The 18,200-nt window shown below is 63.5% G+C and carries 16 protein-coding genes; 3 read left to right on the forward strand and 13 right to left on the reverse strand.

Annotated elements, in window-relative coordinates:
- Positions 1-40 precede the first annotated feature (40 nt).
- A complete protein-coding gene (locus tag K0P03_RS31625; protein WP_272791722.1) occupies positions 41-2,416 on the forward strand; it encodes a transketolase-like TK C-terminal-containing protein in 2,376 nt (791 codons plus the stop codon).
- A 126-nt stretch (positions 2,417-2,542) separates the two neighbouring features.
- Here the strand turns inward: K0P03_RS31625 and K0P03_RS31630 are convergent, their stop codons facing one another.
- From K0P03_RS31630 to pcaD, 11 genes are all read right to left on the reverse strand, one after another.
- Positions 2,543-3,046 (reverse strand): hypothetical protein, encoded by a 504-nt coding sequence (locus K0P03_RS31630; RefSeq protein ID WP_272791723.1) that lies wholly within the window; start codon positions 3,044-3,046, stop codon positions 2,543-2,545.
- Positions 3,047-3,190: 144 nt separating this feature from the next.
- Positions 3,191-4,522 carry an MFS transporter gene (locus K0P03_RS31635; protein ID WP_050745284.1) on the reverse strand — a complete coding sequence of 444 codons (1,332 nt, stop codon included), beginning with the start codon at positions 4,520-4,522 and terminating at the stop codon, positions 3,191-3,193.
- Between the two features lie 33 nt (positions 4,523-4,555).
- Positions 4,556-5,344: a benzoate diol dehydrogenase BenD gene (benD, locus tag K0P03_RS31640; RefSeq protein WP_272791724.1), complete on the reverse strand. Its 789-nt coding sequence runs from the start codon at positions 5,342-5,344 to the stop codon at positions 4,556-4,558.
- Positions 5,341-6,369, reverse strand: coding sequence for a benzoate 1,2-dioxygenase electron transfer component BenC (benC, locus tag K0P03_RS31645; protein WP_272791725.1), 1,029 nt, complete (start codon positions 6,367-6,369; stop codon positions 5,341-5,343). The genes benD and benC overlap by 4 nt, the downstream gene beginning before the upstream one ends.
- 36 nt (positions 6,370-6,405) lie before the next feature.
- Positions 6,406-6,894: a benzoate 1,2-dioxygenase small subunit gene (benB, locus tag K0P03_RS31650; protein WP_023513464.1), complete on the reverse strand. Its 489-nt coding sequence runs from the start codon at positions 6,892-6,894 to the stop codon at positions 6,406-6,408.
- The gene (locus tag K0P03_RS31655) at positions 6,891-8,249 is read right to left on the reverse strand and encodes a Rieske 2Fe-2S domain-containing protein (RefSeq protein ID WP_272791726.1); all 1,359 of its coding nucleotides are present in this window, start codon (positions 8,247-8,249) and stop codon (positions 6,891-6,893) included. The genes benB and K0P03_RS31655 overlap by 4 nt, the downstream gene beginning before the upstream one ends.
- A gap of 76 nt (positions 8,250-8,325) precedes the next feature.
- Positions 8,326-9,264, reverse strand: coding sequence for a catechol 1,2-dioxygenase (gene catA / locus K0P03_RS31660; protein ID WP_272791727.1), 939 nt, complete (start codon positions 9,262-9,264; stop codon positions 8,326-8,328).
- A gap of 48 nt (positions 9,265-9,312) precedes the next feature.
- On the reverse strand, positions 9,313-9,603 hold the full coding sequence (gene catC / locus K0P03_RS31665) for a muconolactone Delta-isomerase (RefSeq protein ID WP_272791728.1): 291 nt from the start codon (positions 9,601-9,603) through the stop codon (positions 9,313-9,315).
- A 12-nt stretch (positions 9,604-9,615) separates the two neighbouring features.
- Complete coding sequence (locus tag K0P03_RS31670) at positions 9,616-10,797, reverse strand: muconate/chloromuconate family cycloisomerase (RefSeq protein ID WP_272791729.1); 1,182 nt, start codon at positions 10,795-10,797, stop codon at positions 9,616-9,618.
- A gap of 462 nt (positions 10,798-11,259) precedes the next feature.
- Positions 11,260-11,952 carry an alpha/beta hydrolase gene (locus tag K0P03_RS31675; RefSeq protein ID WP_272791730.1) on the reverse strand — a complete coding sequence of 231 codons (693 nt, stop codon included), beginning with the start codon at positions 11,950-11,952 and terminating at the stop codon, positions 11,260-11,262.
- A 145-nt stretch (positions 11,953-12,097) separates the two neighbouring features.
- A complete protein-coding gene (gene pcaD, locus K0P03_RS31680) occupies positions 12,098-12,889 on the reverse strand; it encodes a 3-oxoadipate enol-lactonase (protein WP_272791731.1) in 792 nt (263 codons plus the stop codon).
- Between the two features lie 167 nt (positions 12,890-13,056).
- Between pcaD and K0P03_RS31685 the strand changes: the two genes are divergently transcribed.
- Entirely contained in the window at positions 13,057-13,980 is a 924-nt protein-coding gene (locus K0P03_RS31685; RefSeq protein WP_272791732.1) for a LysR family transcriptional regulator, read from the forward strand.
- Between the two features lie 16 nt (positions 13,981-13,996).
- Here the strand turns inward: K0P03_RS31685 and K0P03_RS31690 are convergent, their stop codons facing one another.
- Positions 13,997-14,383 carry a DUF983 domain-containing protein gene (locus K0P03_RS31690; RefSeq protein ID WP_272791733.1) on the reverse strand — a complete coding sequence of 129 codons (387 nt, stop codon included), beginning with the start codon at positions 14,381-14,383 and terminating at the stop codon, positions 13,997-13,999.
- 156 nt (positions 14,384-14,539) lie between these two features.
- Complete coding sequence (locus K0P03_RS31695) at positions 14,540-15,943, reverse strand: aminotransferase-like domain-containing protein (protein WP_272791735.1); 1,404 nt, start codon at positions 15,941-15,943, stop codon at positions 14,540-14,542.
- A 787-nt stretch (positions 15,944-16,730) separates the two neighbouring features.
- Between K0P03_RS31695 and K0P03_RS31700 the strand changes: the two genes are divergently transcribed.
- Positions 16,731-17,852: a PLP-dependent cysteine synthase family protein gene (locus tag K0P03_RS31700; RefSeq protein ID WP_272791736.1), complete on the forward strand. Its 1,122-nt coding sequence runs from the start codon at positions 16,731-16,733 to the stop codon at positions 17,850-17,852.
- Positions 17,853-18,200 lie beyond the last annotated feature (348 nt).

Genomic DNA, 18,200 nt, shown 5'->3' on the forward strand with positions numbered 1-18,200 from the left:
TAGCATTCCTGGTCATTTGAGGACGGGGAGTGAGACGAGCATGAACGAGGCGGCCTTGACGCCAGCGCAGCTGGAATGCCTGAAGGACCTGGAGCGGCAGGTGCTGTGGCATGCCTGCTGGATGATCCATAATGCCAACCACCTGCGCGAAAAGGGCGAGGTGAAGGTCGGCGGCCACCAGGCCTCCTCGGCCTCGCTCGCCTCGATCATGACGGCACTCTACTTCCATGTGCTGCGGCCGGAGGACCGTGTTGCCGTCAAGCCGCATGCCTCGCCGGTCTTCCATGCCATCCAGTATCTGATGGGCAACCAGACACGCGAAAAACTCGAGAATTTCCGTGGGTTCGGCGGCGCGCAATCCTATCCCAGCCGCACCAAGGACATCGACGACGTCGATTTTTCCACCGGTTCCGTCGGGCTTGGCGTGGCGATCACCGCCTTTGCCTCGATCGTGCAGGACTACATTGCTGCCAAGCCCTGGGCGAAGACGCAGCCCGGCGGGCGCATGATCGCGCTGGTCGGCGATGCGGAGCTCGACGAGGGCAACATCTATGAATGCCTGCAGGAAGGCTGGAAACACGATCTGCGCAACACCTGGTGGGTGATCGACTACAACAGGCAGAGCCTGGACGGCGTGGTGCATGAAGGCCTGTGGCAGCGCATTGAAGGCATTTTCACCGCTTTCGGCTGGGATGTGAAGGTGCTGAAATACGGCGCGCTCCAGCAGGCCGCCTTCCGGGAACCGGGCGGCGAGACGTTGCGCGACTGGATCGACCGTTGTCCGAACCAGCTCTATTCCGCGCTGACTTTTCAGGGCGGAGCTGCATGGCGCAAGCGTCTCACAGACGAGATCGGCACGCAGCCGGGTGTCGCCGACCTCCTGGCGGCGCGCAGCGACACCGCGCTTTCCGATCTCATGGGCAACCTTGGCGGCCATTGCCTCGAAACGCTGATCGATACGTTCGAGAGTATCGATCACGACCGGCCGACCGTCTTTCTCGCCTATACGATCAAGGGCTGGGGCACGCCGCTTGCCGGCCACAAGGACAATCATGCCGGCCTGATGACCAAGGCGCAGATGGAGACGTTCCAGGAGCGCGTCGGTGTCGTGCCGGGTACGGAGTGGGAGACGTTCGGGGCAATCCCCTCGCCTGCCCCCGTACGCACGTTCCTGAAGACGGTGCCGTTCTTCGCCAAGGGTGCGCGACGCTTCACCTCCCCTGCCGTGCCCTCCTCCGGCCCGGTTTTCCTCGATGACCGCGAATTGTCGACGCAGGCCGGCTTCGGCAAGATCCTCGATGCGATCGCCAAGCGTGACGATGCCCTTTCGGCACGTATCGTCACCACGGCGCCGGATGTGACGGTTTCCACGAATCTCGGGCCCTGGGTCAACCGCCGCGGCCTTTTCGCCCGCGAGCGGATGGCTGACACCTTCCGGGACGAGCGCGTGCCCTCGGCACAGAAATGGGAGTTCGGTCCGGCAGGGCAGCATATCGAGCTCGGCATTGCCGAGATGAATCTGTTCCTGCTGCTCGGTGCCGCCGGCCTGTCGCATTCGCTGTTCGGCGAACGGCTGCTGCCCATCGGCACGGTCTACGATCCCTTCGTTGCACGTGGCCTCGACGCGTTGAACTATGCCTGCTACCAGGATGCCCGCTTCATGATCATCGGTACGCCGTCCGGCGTGACGCTGGCGCCGGAAGGCGGAGCGCACCAGTCGATCGGCTCGCAGCTCATCGGCATGAGCCAGGACGGGTTGGCAAGCTTCGAGCCGGCTTTCCTCGACGAGCTGTCCGTCATCATGGACTGGTCCTTCGACTACATGCAGCGCGACGGCGACGGCACGCACGACAGGCGCACCTGGCTTCGCGACGAGACTGGCGGGTCTGTCTATCTGCGCCTGACGACGCGGCCGCTGGAGCAGATCGCGCTTCGCCGCGAGGATCCGGCCTTCCGGCAAGGCGTGATCGACGGCGCCTACTGGCTGCGTCCGCCTTCGGCACGCACCCGCATCGTGCTTGCCTATCAGGGGTGCATCGCGCCGGAAGTCTTGATGGCGGCCGGGCGTCTCGCCGAGACGCATGGCGACGTTTCGGTGCTGGCGGTGACATCGGCCGACAGGCTCAATGCCGGCTGGACGGCGGCACAGCGCGCCCGCCGCCAGGGGGATGCCAGCGCCCGCAGCCATATCGAGACGCTGCTTTCCACCGTTCCGCGCGATGCGGGCCTCATCACCGCCACCGATGGCCATCCGGCGACGCTCGCCTGGCTTGGCGCGGTGGAAGGGAACCGTACGGTTTCGCTCGGTGTCGAGCATTTCGGCCAGACGGGCACGATTGCCGATCTCTATGCGCATTTCGGCATCGATACACATGCCATCGTGGATGCGGCGCGTTCCTTCCGAACCGCGGGCTGAAACGGAGTACGGCAGCCCCTGCGGGCCGCCGGCAGCCTTTGCAGGGGTTGTGCGGCGCCGAAGATCCTTCGGCGCCGTGCCGCCCTCAACACATCGAGGGGATCCGCCGTGTGAGGTGGGCCCTCGTCAGGTCCATTCGTGTGCCCGCTCCGTTCGGTAAGGCCGCTCGGCAACAAAGAGCGACGGGGCGTGGCCGGCGACATAGTGCATGGCATCCGCATCGTCGTTGAAGCCGACAAAAACCATGAGCATGGCGCGGGCAGCCGGATGACCCTTCCGGCGGTAGGAAAAACGGATGGCGCAATGCGGATACTGCGTATCCAGTGTGCCTTTGCCTTCGTTGCTCTCGCCGGTGAGCGCAACGAACTGGCCGAGAGCAAAGAACCGATCGATGGCGGCAAAGGCCGAGACTTGCGACATCTGCTGGTTTGTGCCGGCACCAGCGGGGCGGCCGTAATAGAGGCTATCGGTCTGGCCTTTGCGGCGCGCCGTTTCATAGACGACGAGGCCGCCTGCCAACGCCAGCTCCAGATGGGCGCTGAAAGTCTGGAAGCGTTCGGGATGGCGATCCAGGTCCGTAAACAGACCTCTCAGGTCGGCGACATAGTCTGCGTACAGCGCAGCGTTCATGGAAGGCTCACCTTTGAAATTCCGGTCGAAGTGCTGCGCTCCCTAACACAGGCACGGCGGCGTGAAAACGCCGCCGTGCCTGTGTGGTTGACCCGGAGAGGATCCTCCGACCAACCGTCTTTATCCTCGTGAGCCCATCTGCGCTTAGGCCGTGACGAGCGTGGCCGCCTCCGCGCGGCGTGCATGGCTGAAGGCGAAGGCCAGCATGGCAAGTGTCGAGATCGCTGCCGGTACGGCAAAGATCAGGAAGTTCTGCTGCAAGGGCAGTTCCTTTGCCAGCAGCATGCCGCCAAGCGTCGGCCCGACAATGGCACCGATGCGGCCGACGCCGGATGCCCAACCAAGGCCGGTGGAGCGGACCGAGAGGTTGTAGAGCTGGGCGACGCTGGCATAGAGCAGGATCTGCGTGCCGATCGTGGTGGCACCGGCGATGAAGACCACAAGGAACAGCAGTGTTACCGGCAGGCCGAAACCGACGAGCGCGATCGACAGCGTGGCCGCGGCGAAGTATCCGATTACCACCTTCGGCAGGCCGAACCGGTCACCGAGCCAGCCGCCGGCAATCGCGCCGGCCATGCCGCCGAAGTTGAGCGAGAAGAGCGTCATCAGGCTGGCCTTTTCCGCATAGCCGGCTTCCTGCATGACCTTCGGCAGCCAGGAGGAAAGCAGATAGACGAGCAGAAGGCAGCAGAAGAAGGCGGCCCAGAGCAGAACTGTCCGCGTTGCCCGCTGGTGGCGGAAGAGTTCCGCGACCGATGCGGCGGCGCCTTTTGTCTCCGTGAAGACGAGCGTGTCGTCGCTCATCAGGCGTTCCCCCGTTTCGATGCGGGCATAGATGCGCCGGGCCTCGTCCTGCCGGCCCTGGCGCAGCAGGAAGCCGAGCGATTCCGGCAGTTTCCACAGGATGAGAGGCAGGATCAGCAAGGGAACGGCGGCGACGAAGAACATCGGCTGCCAGCCATATTGCGGGATCATCCAGATGCCGAGGCTTGCGGCGACCATGCCGCCGACCGAGTAGCCGGAAAACATCAACGCCACCATCGTGCTGCGCAGCCGTTTCGGCGCATATTCGTTCATGAGGGCGACGACATTGGGCATGAGGCCGCCACAGCCGAGGCCTGCGAAGAAACGATAGACCGTAAATTCGCCCGGCGAGGCGGCAAAGCCCGTCAGCAGCGTCGAGACCGTGAACAGCACGAAGCTGATCGCAATGCCCTTCTTGCGCCCGATCTTGTCGGCGAGCGGTCCGAAGATCAGCGCGCCGAACATCATGCCGAACAGCGCCCAGGCCTGCAGCGCACCGGCCTGAGGTTTGCTCAGCCCCCATTCCTTGATCAACGTCGGCAACACCGTGCCGGCGATGAAGACGTCATAGCCGTCGGCGATCAGCAGCAGCGCGCAGAGCACCACCACCGTCCATTGAAAACTGCCGAAGCGAGCCTTGTCGATCGCCTCGTTCACATCGATCTTGCGCATGGTCACCCCTCCCAGAGTGCGGTTGAAATGTTGTCAGCCGAGATCGCCGCCGGCGACCGGCAGGATGTTCCCGGTGATGTAGGCGGCCTCGTCGGAGGCCAGGAACAGGATCGGCGCGACCTGTTCGTCGATGCTGCCGTAGCGCTTCAGGAAGCTCGAACCCTTCACCTGTCCGACGACCTCGGCCATCCAGGCCTTTTCGTGTGCAGTGTCGCCTTCCGCGTTTCGCGGGATGCGGCGTGGCGGCGCTTCGGTGCCGCCGGGAGCGGTAGCGACGACACGGATGCCGAGACCGGCCACTTCCATCGCCAGCGATTGCGTGAGGGCATTCACCCCACCCTTGGCCGCCGAATAAGGCACGCGGTGAATGCCGCGCGTGGCGTTCGACGAGACGTTGACGATGGTGCCGCCGCCCCGCGCTGACAGGATCGGCAGCACGGCGTGGCAGCAGTAGAGCGTCGGCATCAGCGAGCGACGGATTTCTGCATCGATCTGCGCCGGCTCGAATTCGGCATAGGGCCGCATGCGGATCGCGCCGCCGACATTGTTGATGAGGATGTCGATGCCGCCGAATTTTTCGGTGGCGGCCTGCATTGCGGCTGCTGCGCCTTCGTAGGTTTCAAGGTCGGCGGTGAGCGCTGCCGCCTCTCCGCCACTCGCTTCGCTGGCAACATCTGCGACGAAGTCGGCGCGATCGACGAACAGCACCTTGCCGCCTTCTGCCGCGGCGCGCAGCGCCACCGCCCGCCCGATGCCCTGGGCCGCGCCGGTCACCACCAGCACCTTGCCGGCAAAGCGGCCCGGGAAACAGGACGCGCTCATGCGCCTGCTCCCGCCGCCGCATTGGGCGTGAATTTTTCGTAGTGGAAGCTGTTCGGCTTCACGCCGCTTGCGTCGAAATGCCGGCGCACGGCATCGACCATCGGCGGCGGGCCGCAGAGATAGACGTCGACATCGCCGCCGTTCAGAAGTTCCGCCGGCATGTGCTGCGTCACCCAGCCTTTGCGCGGATGGCTGGAGGCCTCCTCGGCCACGACCGTGCTGTAGCTGAAGTTCGGCAGGCGCCTGGTATAGGTATCGATCTCCTCGACGAGCACGAGATCAAGGTCGCGCGTCACGCCGTAGATGAGATGGATGCGCTCTTCGGATCTATCCTTCACCAATCCCTCCAGCATGGAGAGGAACGGTGCGAGGCCGGTGCCGCCGGCAAGCAGCAGCAGCGGGCGCTTGACCTCGCGGAGGTAGAAACTGCCGAGGGGGCCGGTGATGTCGAGCCGTTCACCGATGGCGGCTTGTTCGAGCCAGGTGCTCATGACGCCGCCGGGGATCTTCTTGATCAGGAAGCCGACACGCCCGGCGCCCGGTACCGTGCTGAAGGAGTAGGAGCGGCTCTGGCCACTGCCCGGAACGGCGATGTTGACATATTGTCCGGAGAGGAACGCAGGCGCCGCCCCTCCCCCGTCCATGTCGAGTTCCAGCACGATCGCGGCGTCGTTGTGCGGGGCGATCTTCGCTACCGTCGCGGCGAAACTCTGCTGGCCCGTCTTGCAGGCGAGCGAGGTCGTCGGCACCGACAGCACGCAATCCGATGTCGGCTTCATCTGGCAGGTCAACACCAGGCCGCCTGCTGCCTCGTCGGCCGTCAACGCGTCCTCGATATAGTCGTCACCGAGGTCGTAGCTGCCACTTTCGGCGCGGCATTTGCAGGTGCCGCACACGCCGTCGGAACAGTCCATCGGCAGGTTGATCTTGGCGCGATAGGCGGCGTCGAGGACCTTCTCGCCGCTGTTGCAGCCGATGAAACGGGTAACGCCGTCCTCGAAGTTCAAAGCGATCTTGTAGCACATGGCTCCTCCTCCTCAGGGTGCCGGACTGCCCGGTCGTCAGATGTGGTAGACGTCGATGACCTGGCGGATGTAATCGTCCTTCAACACGATCTTCTTGTTGGCGATCACGAGGTCGCCGCCGCTCTCGCGCAGCGTGACGAATACGGTGCCGAAGAAGTGGTCGGTGACCTTGTAGCGATGGTTGAGGGTGTGGAAGTTGTAGCGTACGTCGACCTCCCCGCCGCGCGCGGTCACCACCTCGACATTGGCGATCATGTGGCAGGTGCGCGGCTCGGGCGTGGAAGCGCCCGAACGCTCGGTCTTGATGCGGAAGACACGGTCTTCAAGGCCATCGCGGCTTGGGTAGTAGATCAGCGAGATCTGCGCGTGCGGATCCTCAGTGATTTGGTCGTCGTCGTCCCAGGCGGGCATCCAGTAGGTGACGTCGGGGGCATAACAGGTCAGCCACTCGTCCCACTGGCGATCGTCCAGAAGGCGTGCCTCCTTGTAGAGGAAGGCGCAAATGGTGTCGTAAGAGATGCTCATGCCGCCGCTCCTTCCGCTTCCGCGGCGAGCGCCTTGCGCATCACCCTGGCCCAATATTCATGCTGGCGGACGAACAGGCCTTCGTCCTCGCTGCGCTCTCCCGAGAGCAGCGGCGTGATGCCCATGCGTTTTGCATTGTCGTCAGGTCCATCGATCCAGAGCGGGGCACCGCGCGACATGTCGTTCCAGAGGGCCGTGATCCCGGCATAGCCGGCCTGACAGGCGCGGAATTCCTCGAGATCATCGGCCGTGCCCATGCCGGAGACATTGAAGAAATCCTCGTACTGGCGGATGCGCAGCGCGCGGTTTTCGGCGCTCTCGCCCTTCGGGGCGAAGCAGAAGATGCTGATCTCCGTCTTGTCGACGCTGATCGGGCGCGTCACGCGGATCTGCGTGGAAAACTGGTCCATCAGGAAGACATTCGGATAGAGGCAGAGATTGCGCGTCTGGTTGACGATGACATCCGCCTTGTCAGCACCAACGCGGGTCTTGATCTCCTCGCGGTTGCTGTAGACCGGCCGCGCCTCCGGGTTCATCGTGGTCGTCCAGAGCAGGATATGCCCATGGTCGAAGCCGTAGACTCCGGCGACCGACTTGCTCCAGCTGTTGGCATCGACCGCCTTGGTGCCTTCCTCAGCCCGGCGACCCATGGTGGCGGCATAGTTCCAGTGCACGCTGCTGACATGGTAGCCGTCGCAGCCGTTCTCCATCTGCAGCTTCCAGTTCCCGTCATAGATGTAGGAGGAATTGCCGCGCAGAACCTCCAGCCCGTCGGGTGCCTGGTCGACAATCTGGTCGATGATCGCCCTGGTCTCGCCGAGATAGTCGGCAAGTGGCAGTACGTCCGCATTGAGGCTGCCGAAAAGGAAGCCGCGGTAGTTCTCGAAGCGCGGCACGCGCTTCAGATCATGCGAGCCATCCGTGTCGAACTGCGGGGGATATTGCGTGGTCTTGCCGTCCTTGACCTTCAGCAGCCTGCCGCCGTTGGAAAAGGTCCAGCCGTGGAAGGGACAGGTAAAGCTGCCCTTGTTGCCATGCTTGCGTCGGCAGAGCATCGCGCCACGGTGGGCGCAGGCATTGATCATCGCGTGCAGGACGCCGGCCTTGTCGCGGGTGATGACCACCGGCTGGCGGCCGATAGTGGTGGTGTAATAGTCGTTGTTGTCGGGGATCTGGCTTTCGTGGGCGAGATAGACCCAGTTGCTTTCGAAGATGTACTTCATCTCCAGTTCGAACAGGTCGGCGTTGGTGAAGATGTCGCGGCGGCAGCGGAACACGCCGGCTTCGTGGTCATCCTGCACCGCGTTGGCGAGCAGTTCGTCGAGTTCCTGCGCCTTGTCCAGGATCGTAGGCATGGCTCCTCCTCTCATGGCAGCCGCCGCTCGGCGGCGCCATTGCAACGATGTCGGTTGAAGAAAGGCTGGGGCGGCTTTACGCGGCCGCCCGCTTGCGCTGCAGGTTGATCTGGTTGTCGACCCCGTTCACCAGCGCAGTGAGGCCGATATCGAACACGATCTCGGCAAACGGTCCCTCCAGGCCGTTGGCCCTGATGCTCGTGTCTTCGGTCCGCTCGGTGACAGCCGGGACGAGGCCGTCGCGAGTGGCGTAGGCGAAGTCGTCGTTGACCAGGGGATCACCCGCGATGTTGATCTGAGTGGTCAGCTTGCGGTGGCCATCGGCACTGATGAAGAAATGGATGTGTGCCGGGCGCTGGCCATGGCGGCCGAGGGCGGAAAGAAGCTGTTCGGTCGGGCTGCCGGGGGGAACGCCATAGCCCTTGGGCACGATGCTCCGGAACCTGTAACAGCCCTTGTCGTCGGTGACGATCGTACGGCGCATGTTGAACGGCGCCTGCTTGCCGGTGGGGTCGAAGTGGGAATAGAAGCCGCGCGTGTCGCAGTGCCAGACTTCCACTGTCGCGCCGGGAAGCGGTGTGCCGTCGGCGTCGCGAACGGTGCCGTGCATGATCAGGGTGTGGCCGTTGGTATCCGTGCCGTCGTCGAGCCGCGCGAAACCATGCGCGACAGGTGCGCCGGCGACATAGAGCGGACCTTCGATGGTGCGCGGTGTTCCGTTCTTGATTCCAAGGTCCTCGTCGATGGCGTCGAGGCGCTCATCAAGGAAATGGTCGAGGCCGAGGCCGGGCGAGATGAGGCCGGCCTGGCCGGTGGCGCCGATCTCGTTGAGCCAGGCGATGCCGGCCCAGTATTCGTCCGGGGTGATGTCGAGATCGTCGATCGCCCTGAACAGATCCGACAGCAGGCGGTGGGTGATCTCCTTCATGCGCGGGCTGCCACCCGGCTTGTCGAGTCCGCTGACGACCTTCAGAAAATCCTGTATTTCCGGCCTGTCGAAAATCCTCACAGTCATGATAGCTCTCCTCCGGGTCTAGGTTGCGTCAAACGGTTTCGAGTCCGCTCAGGTGTCGTCCTCACGGATTGACGAGGGGTGGCGCAGCAGCGGCGTCACCTTGATGGTCATGAATTTGAACAGGGGCAGCGCCGTCAGGACCGCGTGCAGTTCGGCATTGTCCTTGACGTCGAAAATACTGATATTCGCGTATTCCCCGGCGATGCGCCAAATGTGGCGCCACGTGCCGCTGTCCTGCAGCGCCTGTGCGTAGGCTTTTTCCCGTGCAAGGATGTCCACCGCTTCCTCTTGCGGCAGATCGTGGGGAATGTGGACGTCCATTCGGACCTGGAAAAGCATGGGCTTGTCCTCCTACTCGGCGAGACTGATGGTCTTGCGCGGGGCGTTGCGGGCGAAGAACGCGACGCGATCTTCATCCAGCTCGATGCCGAGGCCCGGGCCACCGGGCACGGTCAGCTCGAAATCGCTGTAGTCGAGCGGCGTTGCGAGAATGTCCTCGGTCAGGAGCAGCGGGCCGAACAGCTCTGTGCCTCGCTGCAGATTGGCGAAGGTCGAAAAGACCTGGGCGGAGGCGATGGTGCCGACCGGGCCTTCCAGCATGGTGCCACCATAGAGCTCGATACCGGCCGCATCGGCGATCGCGGCCACGCGCTGGGCATTGAAGAGGCCGCCGCTCTGCTCGATCTTGACGGCGAAGACATCGGCGCCGCCGACCTTTGCCAGTTCGAAAGCCGATTCCGGTCCGGTCAGGGCCTCATCCGCCATCAGCGCGATGGGGAAACGGCGCATCAGCCGGGTGAGCGCCACCGTGGAAGCGACCGGTTGCTCGACCAGTTCGCAGCCGGCATCGGCAAGGGCGGCCATGCCATAGGCGGCCTCGGTTTCACTCCACGCCATGTTGACATCGACGCGCACGGCGGCCCGCTCGCCTAGAGCGTGCTTGATCGCGGCAACATGGGCGATGTCCTCTCGGACGGTCTTCGCGCCGATCTTCAGCTTGAAGATGCGGTGGCGGCGGAGATCCAGCATGTGTTCGGCCTCTGCGATGTCACGGGCTGTATCGCCCGAGGCCAGCGTCCAGGCGACCGGCAGGCGATCGCGGCGGCGGCCGCCGAGAAGCTCGCTCACCGGCAGGCCGAGGCGTTTGCCTTGCGCATCGAGCAGGGCCGTTTCCACGGCGCTTCTCGCGAAGCGGTTTTCCTTGATCCGTTTGGCAAGGCGCGCCATCAGCACCGGCACGCGGGATGCGTCCTCCCCCAGCATTGCCGGGGCAAAATAGGTGTCGATGGCGACCTTCATACCCTCGGGGCTTTCCCCACCATAGGCGAGGCCGCCGATCGTGGTGCCCTCGCCGATGCCGATGGTGCCGTCGCTGCAATATACCTTTACCAGCATCACGCTCTGGCCGTTCATCGTCGCGACCGACAGCTTGTGCGGGCGAATGGTCGGCAGATCGACCAGCAAGGTCTCGACCCGTTCGACGACGGGAGGGGATATGGTAGCCGGAAAATGTGGTGCAGGGGTCGTGTTCATGGGAGAACTATGCGCCATGCCTCCCCTGCCCGTCCAAGACCGATTGCATCTCTAATGATACCTGATAGGTATAGTGCTGTGAAATCCACCGTGATTGGGCCGCTGGTCGGGCCAGAACAATTGCACCCAACTTCGGGTGATATCACAGAGCGTTGGCGAGCAAGGACGTGGGGTTAGCGAAACATTCGACGCTTCACTGGTCTGGACAGGGTATGGCAGCCGCGGGTTACGGGGCTTGAACGGTTGAAAAGATAGGCGGCGCGATAGGCCGCCATCTGTGCCACGGTCCCGTTGGCGATGGGTCGCGTCGAGTTTCTCTTGCAGATCGATTGGGAGGTTTACGGTCGGGAAGACGGGAAAGCCGGAACGGTGAGTGTTCTGGCAAGCCTGGCGCCGTGGGAGGCTAAATCAGGCAACAGAAGTGCGGGCGCCGGCAAGATGCTGCGCCCGCCCGATTGTCGTTCAGGCTGCCGATTGTGCCGCGTCTGCAATCAGGTCGGCGATGTCCTGGGGCCGGGAGGCCAGGGAGGCGTGGCTTGCATCGAGTTCGATGATTTTCCTGGCGCCCATGCGCTCGGCCATGCGCTTCTGGTTCTCGGGCGCGATCATCCGGTCGTGCGTAGAGATCTGATACCAGGACGGCTTGGTCTTCCAGGCCGGCGCGGTGACTGTATCGCCGAATGTGCTACCCAGCGGGGCCTTCTGCGTGACGGCCATCACCAGGGCCTCGTCGGCGTCGAGGTCCTGGCAGAAGCTTTCCCGGAATTTCTCCGGTTTGATCCAGAGATAGCCGTCGCTGTCGGGGGCGATGTTGGGAAAGGCGGCGGGTGGATGCGCCTGACTGATGGCACCGGCGCTTTCGCCGGCATCGGGTGCGAAGGCGGCGACATAGACCAGTGCCTTCACATTCGGCAGATCCCCCATCTCGGTGATCACCTTGCCGCCGTAGGAATGGCCGACGAGCACCACCGGACCGTCAATTTGCTTCACCATCTTGCGGGTCCGCTCGGCATCGTCGGCGAGCGAGGTCAACGGGTTTTCCACGGCGTGGATGTCGCTGTAGCCCATGCGCGAAAGCGCCAGGATGGCATGCCCCCAATGGGCAGCCCCACCCCAGAAACCATGGACAAGGACGATTGCCGGCTTGCTGCTCATAACTTCCTCCTCAGTTTCCGGATTGCTGTTGTCGTCAAGCGGCTTTTCCCGCCGAATAAAATCTAGGTCTCGCCACCAAAATGCATAGGCCCGAGGGTTGGCTTTTGATGTCCTCTCCCAAGGGTATGGTGTGTGCACGGACGGCCTATTGTGCCGGCATGTCCGAAAAGCCGCGCACCAGTGCCGCGACGTCTGTGGGACGTTCGATGCATGGCAGGTGGCCGGCGCCGTCTATGATGCGGAACACAGCCCCCGGAATTCGGCGCGCTGTTTCTTCGACAAGCGAGGGCGGTGTCGAAAGGTCGCTTCCGCCGGCAATCACAAGCGTCGGTGCCGATATGCCGGTGATGGCGTCGGTGAGGTCGGCATCGCGCAGGGCCTTGCAGGTTTCGGCATAGCCGTCGGCCGACGTGCGCTCCAGCATCCGGCGCCAGCCGGAAAAGGCTTCCGGCTGCTCTACGCGATAGGCCGGAGAAAACCACCGTGCCATAATCGCCTCGCCGATCGATGCGACGCCGTCCTTGAGCACGGCATCGATGCGGGCGTTCCAGGTATCCGGCGTGCCGATCTTCGCTGCGGTGTCCATCAGAACAAGGCGTGTGATCCGGGCCGGTGCCCGCACTGCGAGGTCCATGGCAATCAGCCCACCGACGGAGAGGCCGCAGAGCATCGTATCCTGCCAACCGACATGGTCGAGAAGGCCAACGAGGTCGTCGGCGTGGTCGCGGATACCGCGGGGTGTAGGGGCCGCTTCGCTCAGTCCGTGGCCACGCTTGTCATAGAACAGGAGGTCGAAATCGGCGGCGAGTGCATTGGCGACCTCGTCCCATATCGCCACATCCGTTCCAAGAGAGTTGGCGAAGGCGATCCGCGGTGCGCCGCGCCGGCCGGCGCGGCGATAGAAGAGCACGATGTCGTTGGATCGGATGAAAGGCATTGTGGATACTCGCTCTGGCGCCGTCGATCCATGCGCCTCGACCCGGCCGGGCAGGTGTCTGGCCTATGCAGGAACTCCCGCGAAATTCTTGCTGCAAGGCTAGCTTTGGCGCCGCAAAGCGTCCAAGACTATCGCGGTCGCTTTCAATACCGGGAAGGTATAGTGCCATGGAGCTGCGCCAACTTCGCTACTTCGTCGCCGTTGCCCGCGAGCGTAATTTCTCCAGGGCTGCGGAACTGCTGCACATTGCCCAGCCGCCGCTGAGCCGACAGATCCAGCAGCTGGAAGAGACGCTCGGGGTTACCCTGATCGACCGCTCCATCCGCCCGCTGGTCCTGACCGATGCGGGGCGTTTCTTCTATGACCAGGCGAAGCAGATCCTTGCCCGTATCGATCATGTGCGCGAACAGACCCGGCGCATCGCAGCCTCGCGCCGGGAGATCTTCATTATCGGGTGTGTCGGCTCGACGCTCTACAGCGGTATTCCGGATCTGGTGCGTCGCATGCGGGTCCGCTGGCCGGCGCTCGGCATCGAGATCCGCGAGATGATGTCGGTGGAACAGATCGCGGCGCTGAAGGACGGGCGTATCGATCTCGGGTTCGGCCGCGTACGGCTCAGCGACCCTGATATCGAGCGGATCACGCTACGCGAGGAGCGGCTGGTCGTTGCCTTTCCCAAGGGGCATCCGAAGTCACTGGCGACAGAACCCGTTGCGCTGAGCGAGATCGCCGGCGAGACGCTGGTGATCTATCCCTCCAAGCCGCGGCCAAGCTTTGCCGACGAAGTGCTTGCCCTCTGTGCGGATCTCAATGTCGAGCCGGGCACGGTCGAGGAGGTTCGGGAAATCCAGACCGCGCTCGGCCTTGTCGCGGCCGCCATCGGCGTGTGCATCCTGCCTGCGGCAGCCCAGCGCCAGCGCATGGACGATGTCTGCTACCGCGTGCTTTCCGACGAGCGGGCGACCTCGCCGGTCATCATGAGCTACCGGCGGAACGACGGCTCGGGGCGGATCGACGAGATCAAGTCGCTGATCCGTGAAATGTATGCGGAAAACCCGCCCTGGCTACGCCTGTCGAACATCACCTGGTAGCCCCTCCCCTCGTGTGTCAGGTGCCGGCCTGCCGGCGGACGACCTTGCCCTCTTGGGCCTTGTAGAAATACTGGCTTGCGACCAGCCATCCCTTGAGCGGCCGAAGCGGGGGAATGCAGGTCAACAGCATGAAGGGCCCCGTGACCAGAACCTGCGTCAACAGCGAGGCGCCGAAGGCGACCTCCAGCCAGACGGCGAGCAGCACGCTCGGTACGCAGGCGAAGCAGATGACGAAAAAGGCCGGACCATCGGCGGGGTCGGCGAAGGAATAGTCGAGACCGCAGGCTTCGCATTTCGGCGCCAGCGTAAGGAATCCCTTGAAGAGATGCCCTTGGCCGCAGCGCGGGCAACGACCGCGAATACCGGTTTGCATGGGCGGCAGCTGGGGATAGGTCTCATTCATGGCAAGTACCTTTCTATATCCATTCAATCCAATCATTTTATGCGTTCATATAGATGCAATCATGCTGTCAATTTGTCGAGCAGACATACTGACGCAGGCACACGGACGTCTGCTGCCAGTGAGGCTGCACCCGTTCGATCGGGAAGATTTACGGAATCAGAAAAAGGACCCGGCCATTTCCGGGGGACCTTCAAGCGCGTGCGCCATGAATTCGAGGGCGGTCTGGAGTTGCGGCCGCGTCACCGGGCCGCCGAGGCTGACCCGCACGGCTTCCGGCGGCGCGCCATCGACGGCAAAGGCGTCGCTGGCCATCACGCCGAGGCCGCAGGCCCGCATGTGGGTGCCGAAGGTGGATCGCGTCCAGCCCTGCGGTAGCGGCAGCCAGATGTTGAAGCTCATGGGGTCGGCGCGGTAGCCGGCAGGCAGGAGGCTGGCGGCAAGGGCCTGGCGGGCCGGAGCCTCCGAGCGCAGGAAATCGAGAATCGCGTCGGCCGTGCCATCCTCTATCCACCGCGTGGCGAGGGCCGCGGTCAGCGGCGAAGCCATAACATTGCCTGCCCGCATGGCTCCGGCGAAGGACCAGAGAGCCCGGCTGTCATCGGGCGCGACCACAAAGGCCAGGCGCAAGCCCGCACCGATGCATTTCGACAGTCCGCCGATGTACCAGGTGAGCTGGGGTGCGAAGGCGGCAAGGGGGGATGGGGTGCTTGCTGGAATGAAGCCGTAAGCGTCGTCCTCGACGATCGGCACGCGGTGTGTGTTTGCCGTTGCGGCGATTTCCGCCCGACGCGCGGCTGACATGGTCAGCGTCAACGGGTTCTGCAGCGTCGGATTGAGGTAGATCGCCTTTGGCTTTTCGCGCATGCAGGCCTCCGCGAAGGCCTCCGGCAGGATGCCCTGATCATCCATCGGCAGGCCAACGAGCTTGAGGCGCAGCTGTGCGGCGATCGAGCGCATTCCCGGATAGGTGATGGCTTCTGCAAGCACGGTGTCACCGGGTTTGGTGAGCATTCCGAAGATTGCCAGCAGTGCTGGATGGGCGCCGGGCGCCACGAAGATGCGCTCCTGCTGCAGCGCGAGGCCCTTGCGCCCGAGCCAAAGGGCGGCGGCTTCCTTGTCCATGGCCGCGCCACCGAAACTCTGGTAGCGCAGCAGCGGAACGAGATCGCTGGCGACCGCCGACAGTCCGTCACGCATGCGGGCGAGCAAATCAGGGTCGTCCGGCTCCGGGGGCATGTTCATGGAGGGATCGACCATGGCCGCGCGGCGGCTATCCGGCGATATGCCAACGGGAAGAGGGACGCGTGCTGCATCCGCGCTGCCCGTCACGAAGGTGCCGCGGCCGACATGCGACTGCACGAGCCCGCGCTTCTGTGCTTCGAGGTAGCCGCGGGCGACGGTGGTGACGTCGATGGCGAGCCGCCGGGCAAGGTCCCGGTGCGTCGGAAGCTTGTCGCCGGCCAAGAGCTGTCCGCTGCGCAGATCCATCTCGATCAGATCGGCGATCGCCATGTAGAGAGGGCTGCTGCTGCGGCCGAGATCGGGATGCCAGTTCTTCATGACCGAGGGTTCCAAGCCAATGTAGATTGACGGTATATTGCCTGTATGCCGGCCTGTCATCCACCACCGGCGGACAAAGCGTCGCAAGGCCACCGATGGAGTTGAACGGGCGAGGTCGGAATAGTGGAGCGTCAGCCGGCGGGACGCGGTCCTCCCGTGTGATGGCGACGTCCATGGTGCGGGCCGGTGCGTGGGCCGCAAGCACAGTGGCCTGTCGGCGCAGTGGTTGCTGAGGAGTGAGACTGGAAGCGTAGCAGCGGGTCGCCCGTGTGTATTGTGCGGTTGCTGCTGCCAAACCGCCCTCCGTTCGTACGGCCACTGCGGGACCGGCCCGTACGACGGCGCATACATCCTGCAGGCCGGACAAGCGCGTCCCTCCCCTTGCCGACCACCTGCGATACCGCTCCGCGTGGTGTAGTCGCGCTCTTATCGATTGGCATCGTATCCCGCCCTGGCCAGGACGTGGTACATTTGGTGGGCTGTGTGCCGATGGCGAAGGTTTTCGTGCCGTCGTGTGGCGGGCTCTCGTACGATGAACGCGAACTCCGCTTTCTGCAGCAGGGCGCAAATGATCCTTCTGCCAAGTGTTTTGCGTGCCGGTGAACTTTTGCTATCAAAGGGGGCGGGGACCTGAACGACGTCCGCCATTTCTCCGGACCGGGGGGATGCACCGGCCATCGGCTTCGTTTCCGCCCTCTACTCGTCTGTGGTTCCTGTGCGACCCAGCTTCACAAAGCAATGTGCAGGCCCGAGGGTGCGCAGACAAAGCCGTTTGAAGGGTTGCGACATGACTACGAATTCGACCCGGTTTCAGGCCGAAACCGTTCCCTTCCTCGACTGCGCCGACCGGGCCTGGGCACGCAATGCCATCGGCATCCTCGAGGGCGACGCCCGCCGCTCGGCGGATACCCATCTGGTCAACCCAGTTTTCAAGGGGCTGAAGGGCATTTCCATCTACCTCAAGGACGAGAGCACGCACCCGACAGGAAGCCTGAAGCACCGATTGGCCCGCTCCCTGTTCCTCTACGGCATCTGTAACGGACGGATCAGCAAGGGCACGACACTGGTCGAAGCCTCGTCGGGATCGACCGCGGTGTCGGAGGCCTATTTTGCCAATCTGCTCGAACTGCCGTTCATTGCCGTTATGCCACGCAGCACCAGTCGTACGAAGATCGACGTCATCGAACGTTTCGGTGGTCGCTGTGCCTTCGTCGACAGCCCGTCAGAAGTTTATGAAACTGCGGCGCGCATCGCATCGGAGACCGGAGGCCACTACCTCGATCAGTTCACCAATGCCGAACGGGCCACCGACTGGCGAGGCAACAACAACATCGCCGAGAGCATCTTCGGCCAGATGGAGCGGGAAGCCCATCCGGTTCCGAGCTGGGTGATCATGGGGGCGGGAACCGGCGGCACGTCGGCAACGATCGGGCGCTACATCCGCTACCGTAACCTCTCGACACGGCTGTGCGTGACGGATGTCGAGCATTCGGTGTTCTACGACGCCTGGAAGGCGAGCGACACGCAGACGACCTGCACCGCGCCGTCGCGCATCGAGGGTGTTGGGCGGCCGCGTGTCGAGCCGTCCTTCATCCCGACAGTTATCGACCATATGATCAAGGTGCCGGACGCAGCCTCCATCGCGGCCGCGCATGTGCTTTCGGACCGTCTGTTCCGGCGAGTGGGTGCCTCAACCGGTACGAATTTCTTCGGTCTGCTCTGCATCGCCGACAGCCTGATCAAAGAAGGGCGCGAGGGCTCGCTCGTCACGCTCATCTGCGACAGCGGTGATCGTTATTCCAGCACCTATTTCAATCCCGACTGGTTGTCGAAGAACAATATCGACATCGCACCCTGGTGCGATGTGATCGAGACGTTCCTCGATACCGGAGCCTTCAAGGCACCCTGACTGTATAAAAGGCAAGAGCCGAAATGGTGGGAATGACACCTCCGCCAGGCTCGTGTTGGTACTGGGTTCGGACGCGTTGTACATGTACAACCAAGAGACACCGGCATAGGCACCCGAGTCGGAAGCGCCTGTGCCCTGACCCTGCGACAATGCATACGGAGCCCGGCGGACAGGGCAGGGCAGACGTGCGCCTGAAATGCAGTTGTACATGTACAACATGAATCCCGTTGGTCTTGCCCGAAGCTCTGCCAAAAAGGGTTTGTCCGACTCAGGGAATCGGGCTAGCTTCATCAGCGCTTATTCATCAGTTTTCGAGGAAAAAGCGCAGAAGTTAATCCTGAGGCCACG

This window comes from Shinella sp. HY16 (assembly GCF_028534175.1).
Classification (GTDB): domain Bacteria; phylum Pseudomonadota; class Alphaproteobacteria; order Rhizobiales; family Rhizobiaceae; genus Shinella.

What these genes read in the sequence shown, in the direction of transcription:
- K0P03_RS31625 (WP_272791722.1), top strand. Translation starts at nt 41, where the DNA reads ATGAACGAGGCGGCCTTGACGCCAGCGCAGCTGGAATGCCTGAAGGAC.
- K0P03_RS31630 (WP_272791723.1), bottom strand. Translation starts at nt 3,046, where the DNA reads ATGAACGCTGCGCTGTACGCAGACTATGTCGCCGACCTGAGAGGTCTG.
- K0P03_RS31635 (WP_050745284.1), bottom strand. Translation starts at nt 4,522, where the DNA reads ATGCGCAAGATCGATGTGAACGAGGCGATCGACAAGGCTCGCTTCGGC.
- benD (WP_272791724.1), bottom strand. Translation starts at nt 5,344, where the DNA reads ATGAGCGCGTCCTGTTTCCCGGGCCGCTTTGCCGGCAAGGTGCTGGTG.
- benC (WP_272791725.1), bottom strand. Translation starts at nt 6,369, where the DNA reads ATGTGCTACAAGATCGCTTTGAACTTCGAGGACGGCGTTACCCGTTTC.
- benB (WP_023513464.1), bottom strand. Translation starts at nt 6,894, where the DNA reads ATGAGCATCTCTTACGACACCATTTGCGCCTTCCTCTACAAGGAGGCA.
- K0P03_RS31655 (WP_272791726.1), bottom strand. Translation starts at nt 8,249, where the DNA reads ATGCCTACGATCCTGGACAAGGCGCAGGAACTCGACGAACTGCTCGCC.
- catA (WP_272791727.1), bottom strand. Translation starts at nt 9,264, where the DNA reads ATGACTGTGAGGATTTTCGACAGGCCGGAAATACAGGATTTTCTGAAG.
- catC (WP_272791728.1), bottom strand. Translation starts at nt 9,603, where the DNA reads ATGCTTTTCCAGGTCCGAATGGACGTCCACATTCCCCACGATCTGCCG.
- K0P03_RS31670 (WP_272791729.1), bottom strand. Translation starts at nt 10,797, where the DNA reads ATGAACACGACCCCTGCACCACATTTTCCGGCTACCATATCCCCTCCC.
- K0P03_RS31675 (WP_272791730.1), bottom strand. Translation starts at nt 11,952, where the DNA reads ATGAGCAGCAAGCCGGCAATCGTCCTTGTCCATGGTTTCTGGGGTGGG.
- pcaD (WP_272791731.1), bottom strand. Translation starts at nt 12,889, where the DNA reads ATGCCTTTCATCCGATCCAACGACATCGTGCTCTTCTATCGCCGCGCC.
- K0P03_RS31685 (WP_272791732.1), top strand. Translation starts at nt 13,057, where the DNA reads ATGGAGCTGCGCCAACTTCGCTACTTCGTCGCCGTTGCCCGCGAGCGT.
- K0P03_RS31690 (WP_272791733.1), bottom strand. Translation starts at nt 14,383, where the DNA reads ATGAATGAGACCTATCCCCAGCTGCCGCCCATGCAAACCGGTATTCGC.
- K0P03_RS31695 (WP_272791735.1), bottom strand. Translation starts at nt 15,943, where the DNA reads ATGAAGAACTGGCATCCCGATCTCGGCCGCAGCAGCAGCCCTCTCTAC.
- K0P03_RS31700 (WP_272791736.1), top strand. Translation starts at nt 16,731, where the DNA reads ATGACTACGAATTCGACCCGGTTTCAGGCCGAAACCGTTCCCTTCCTC.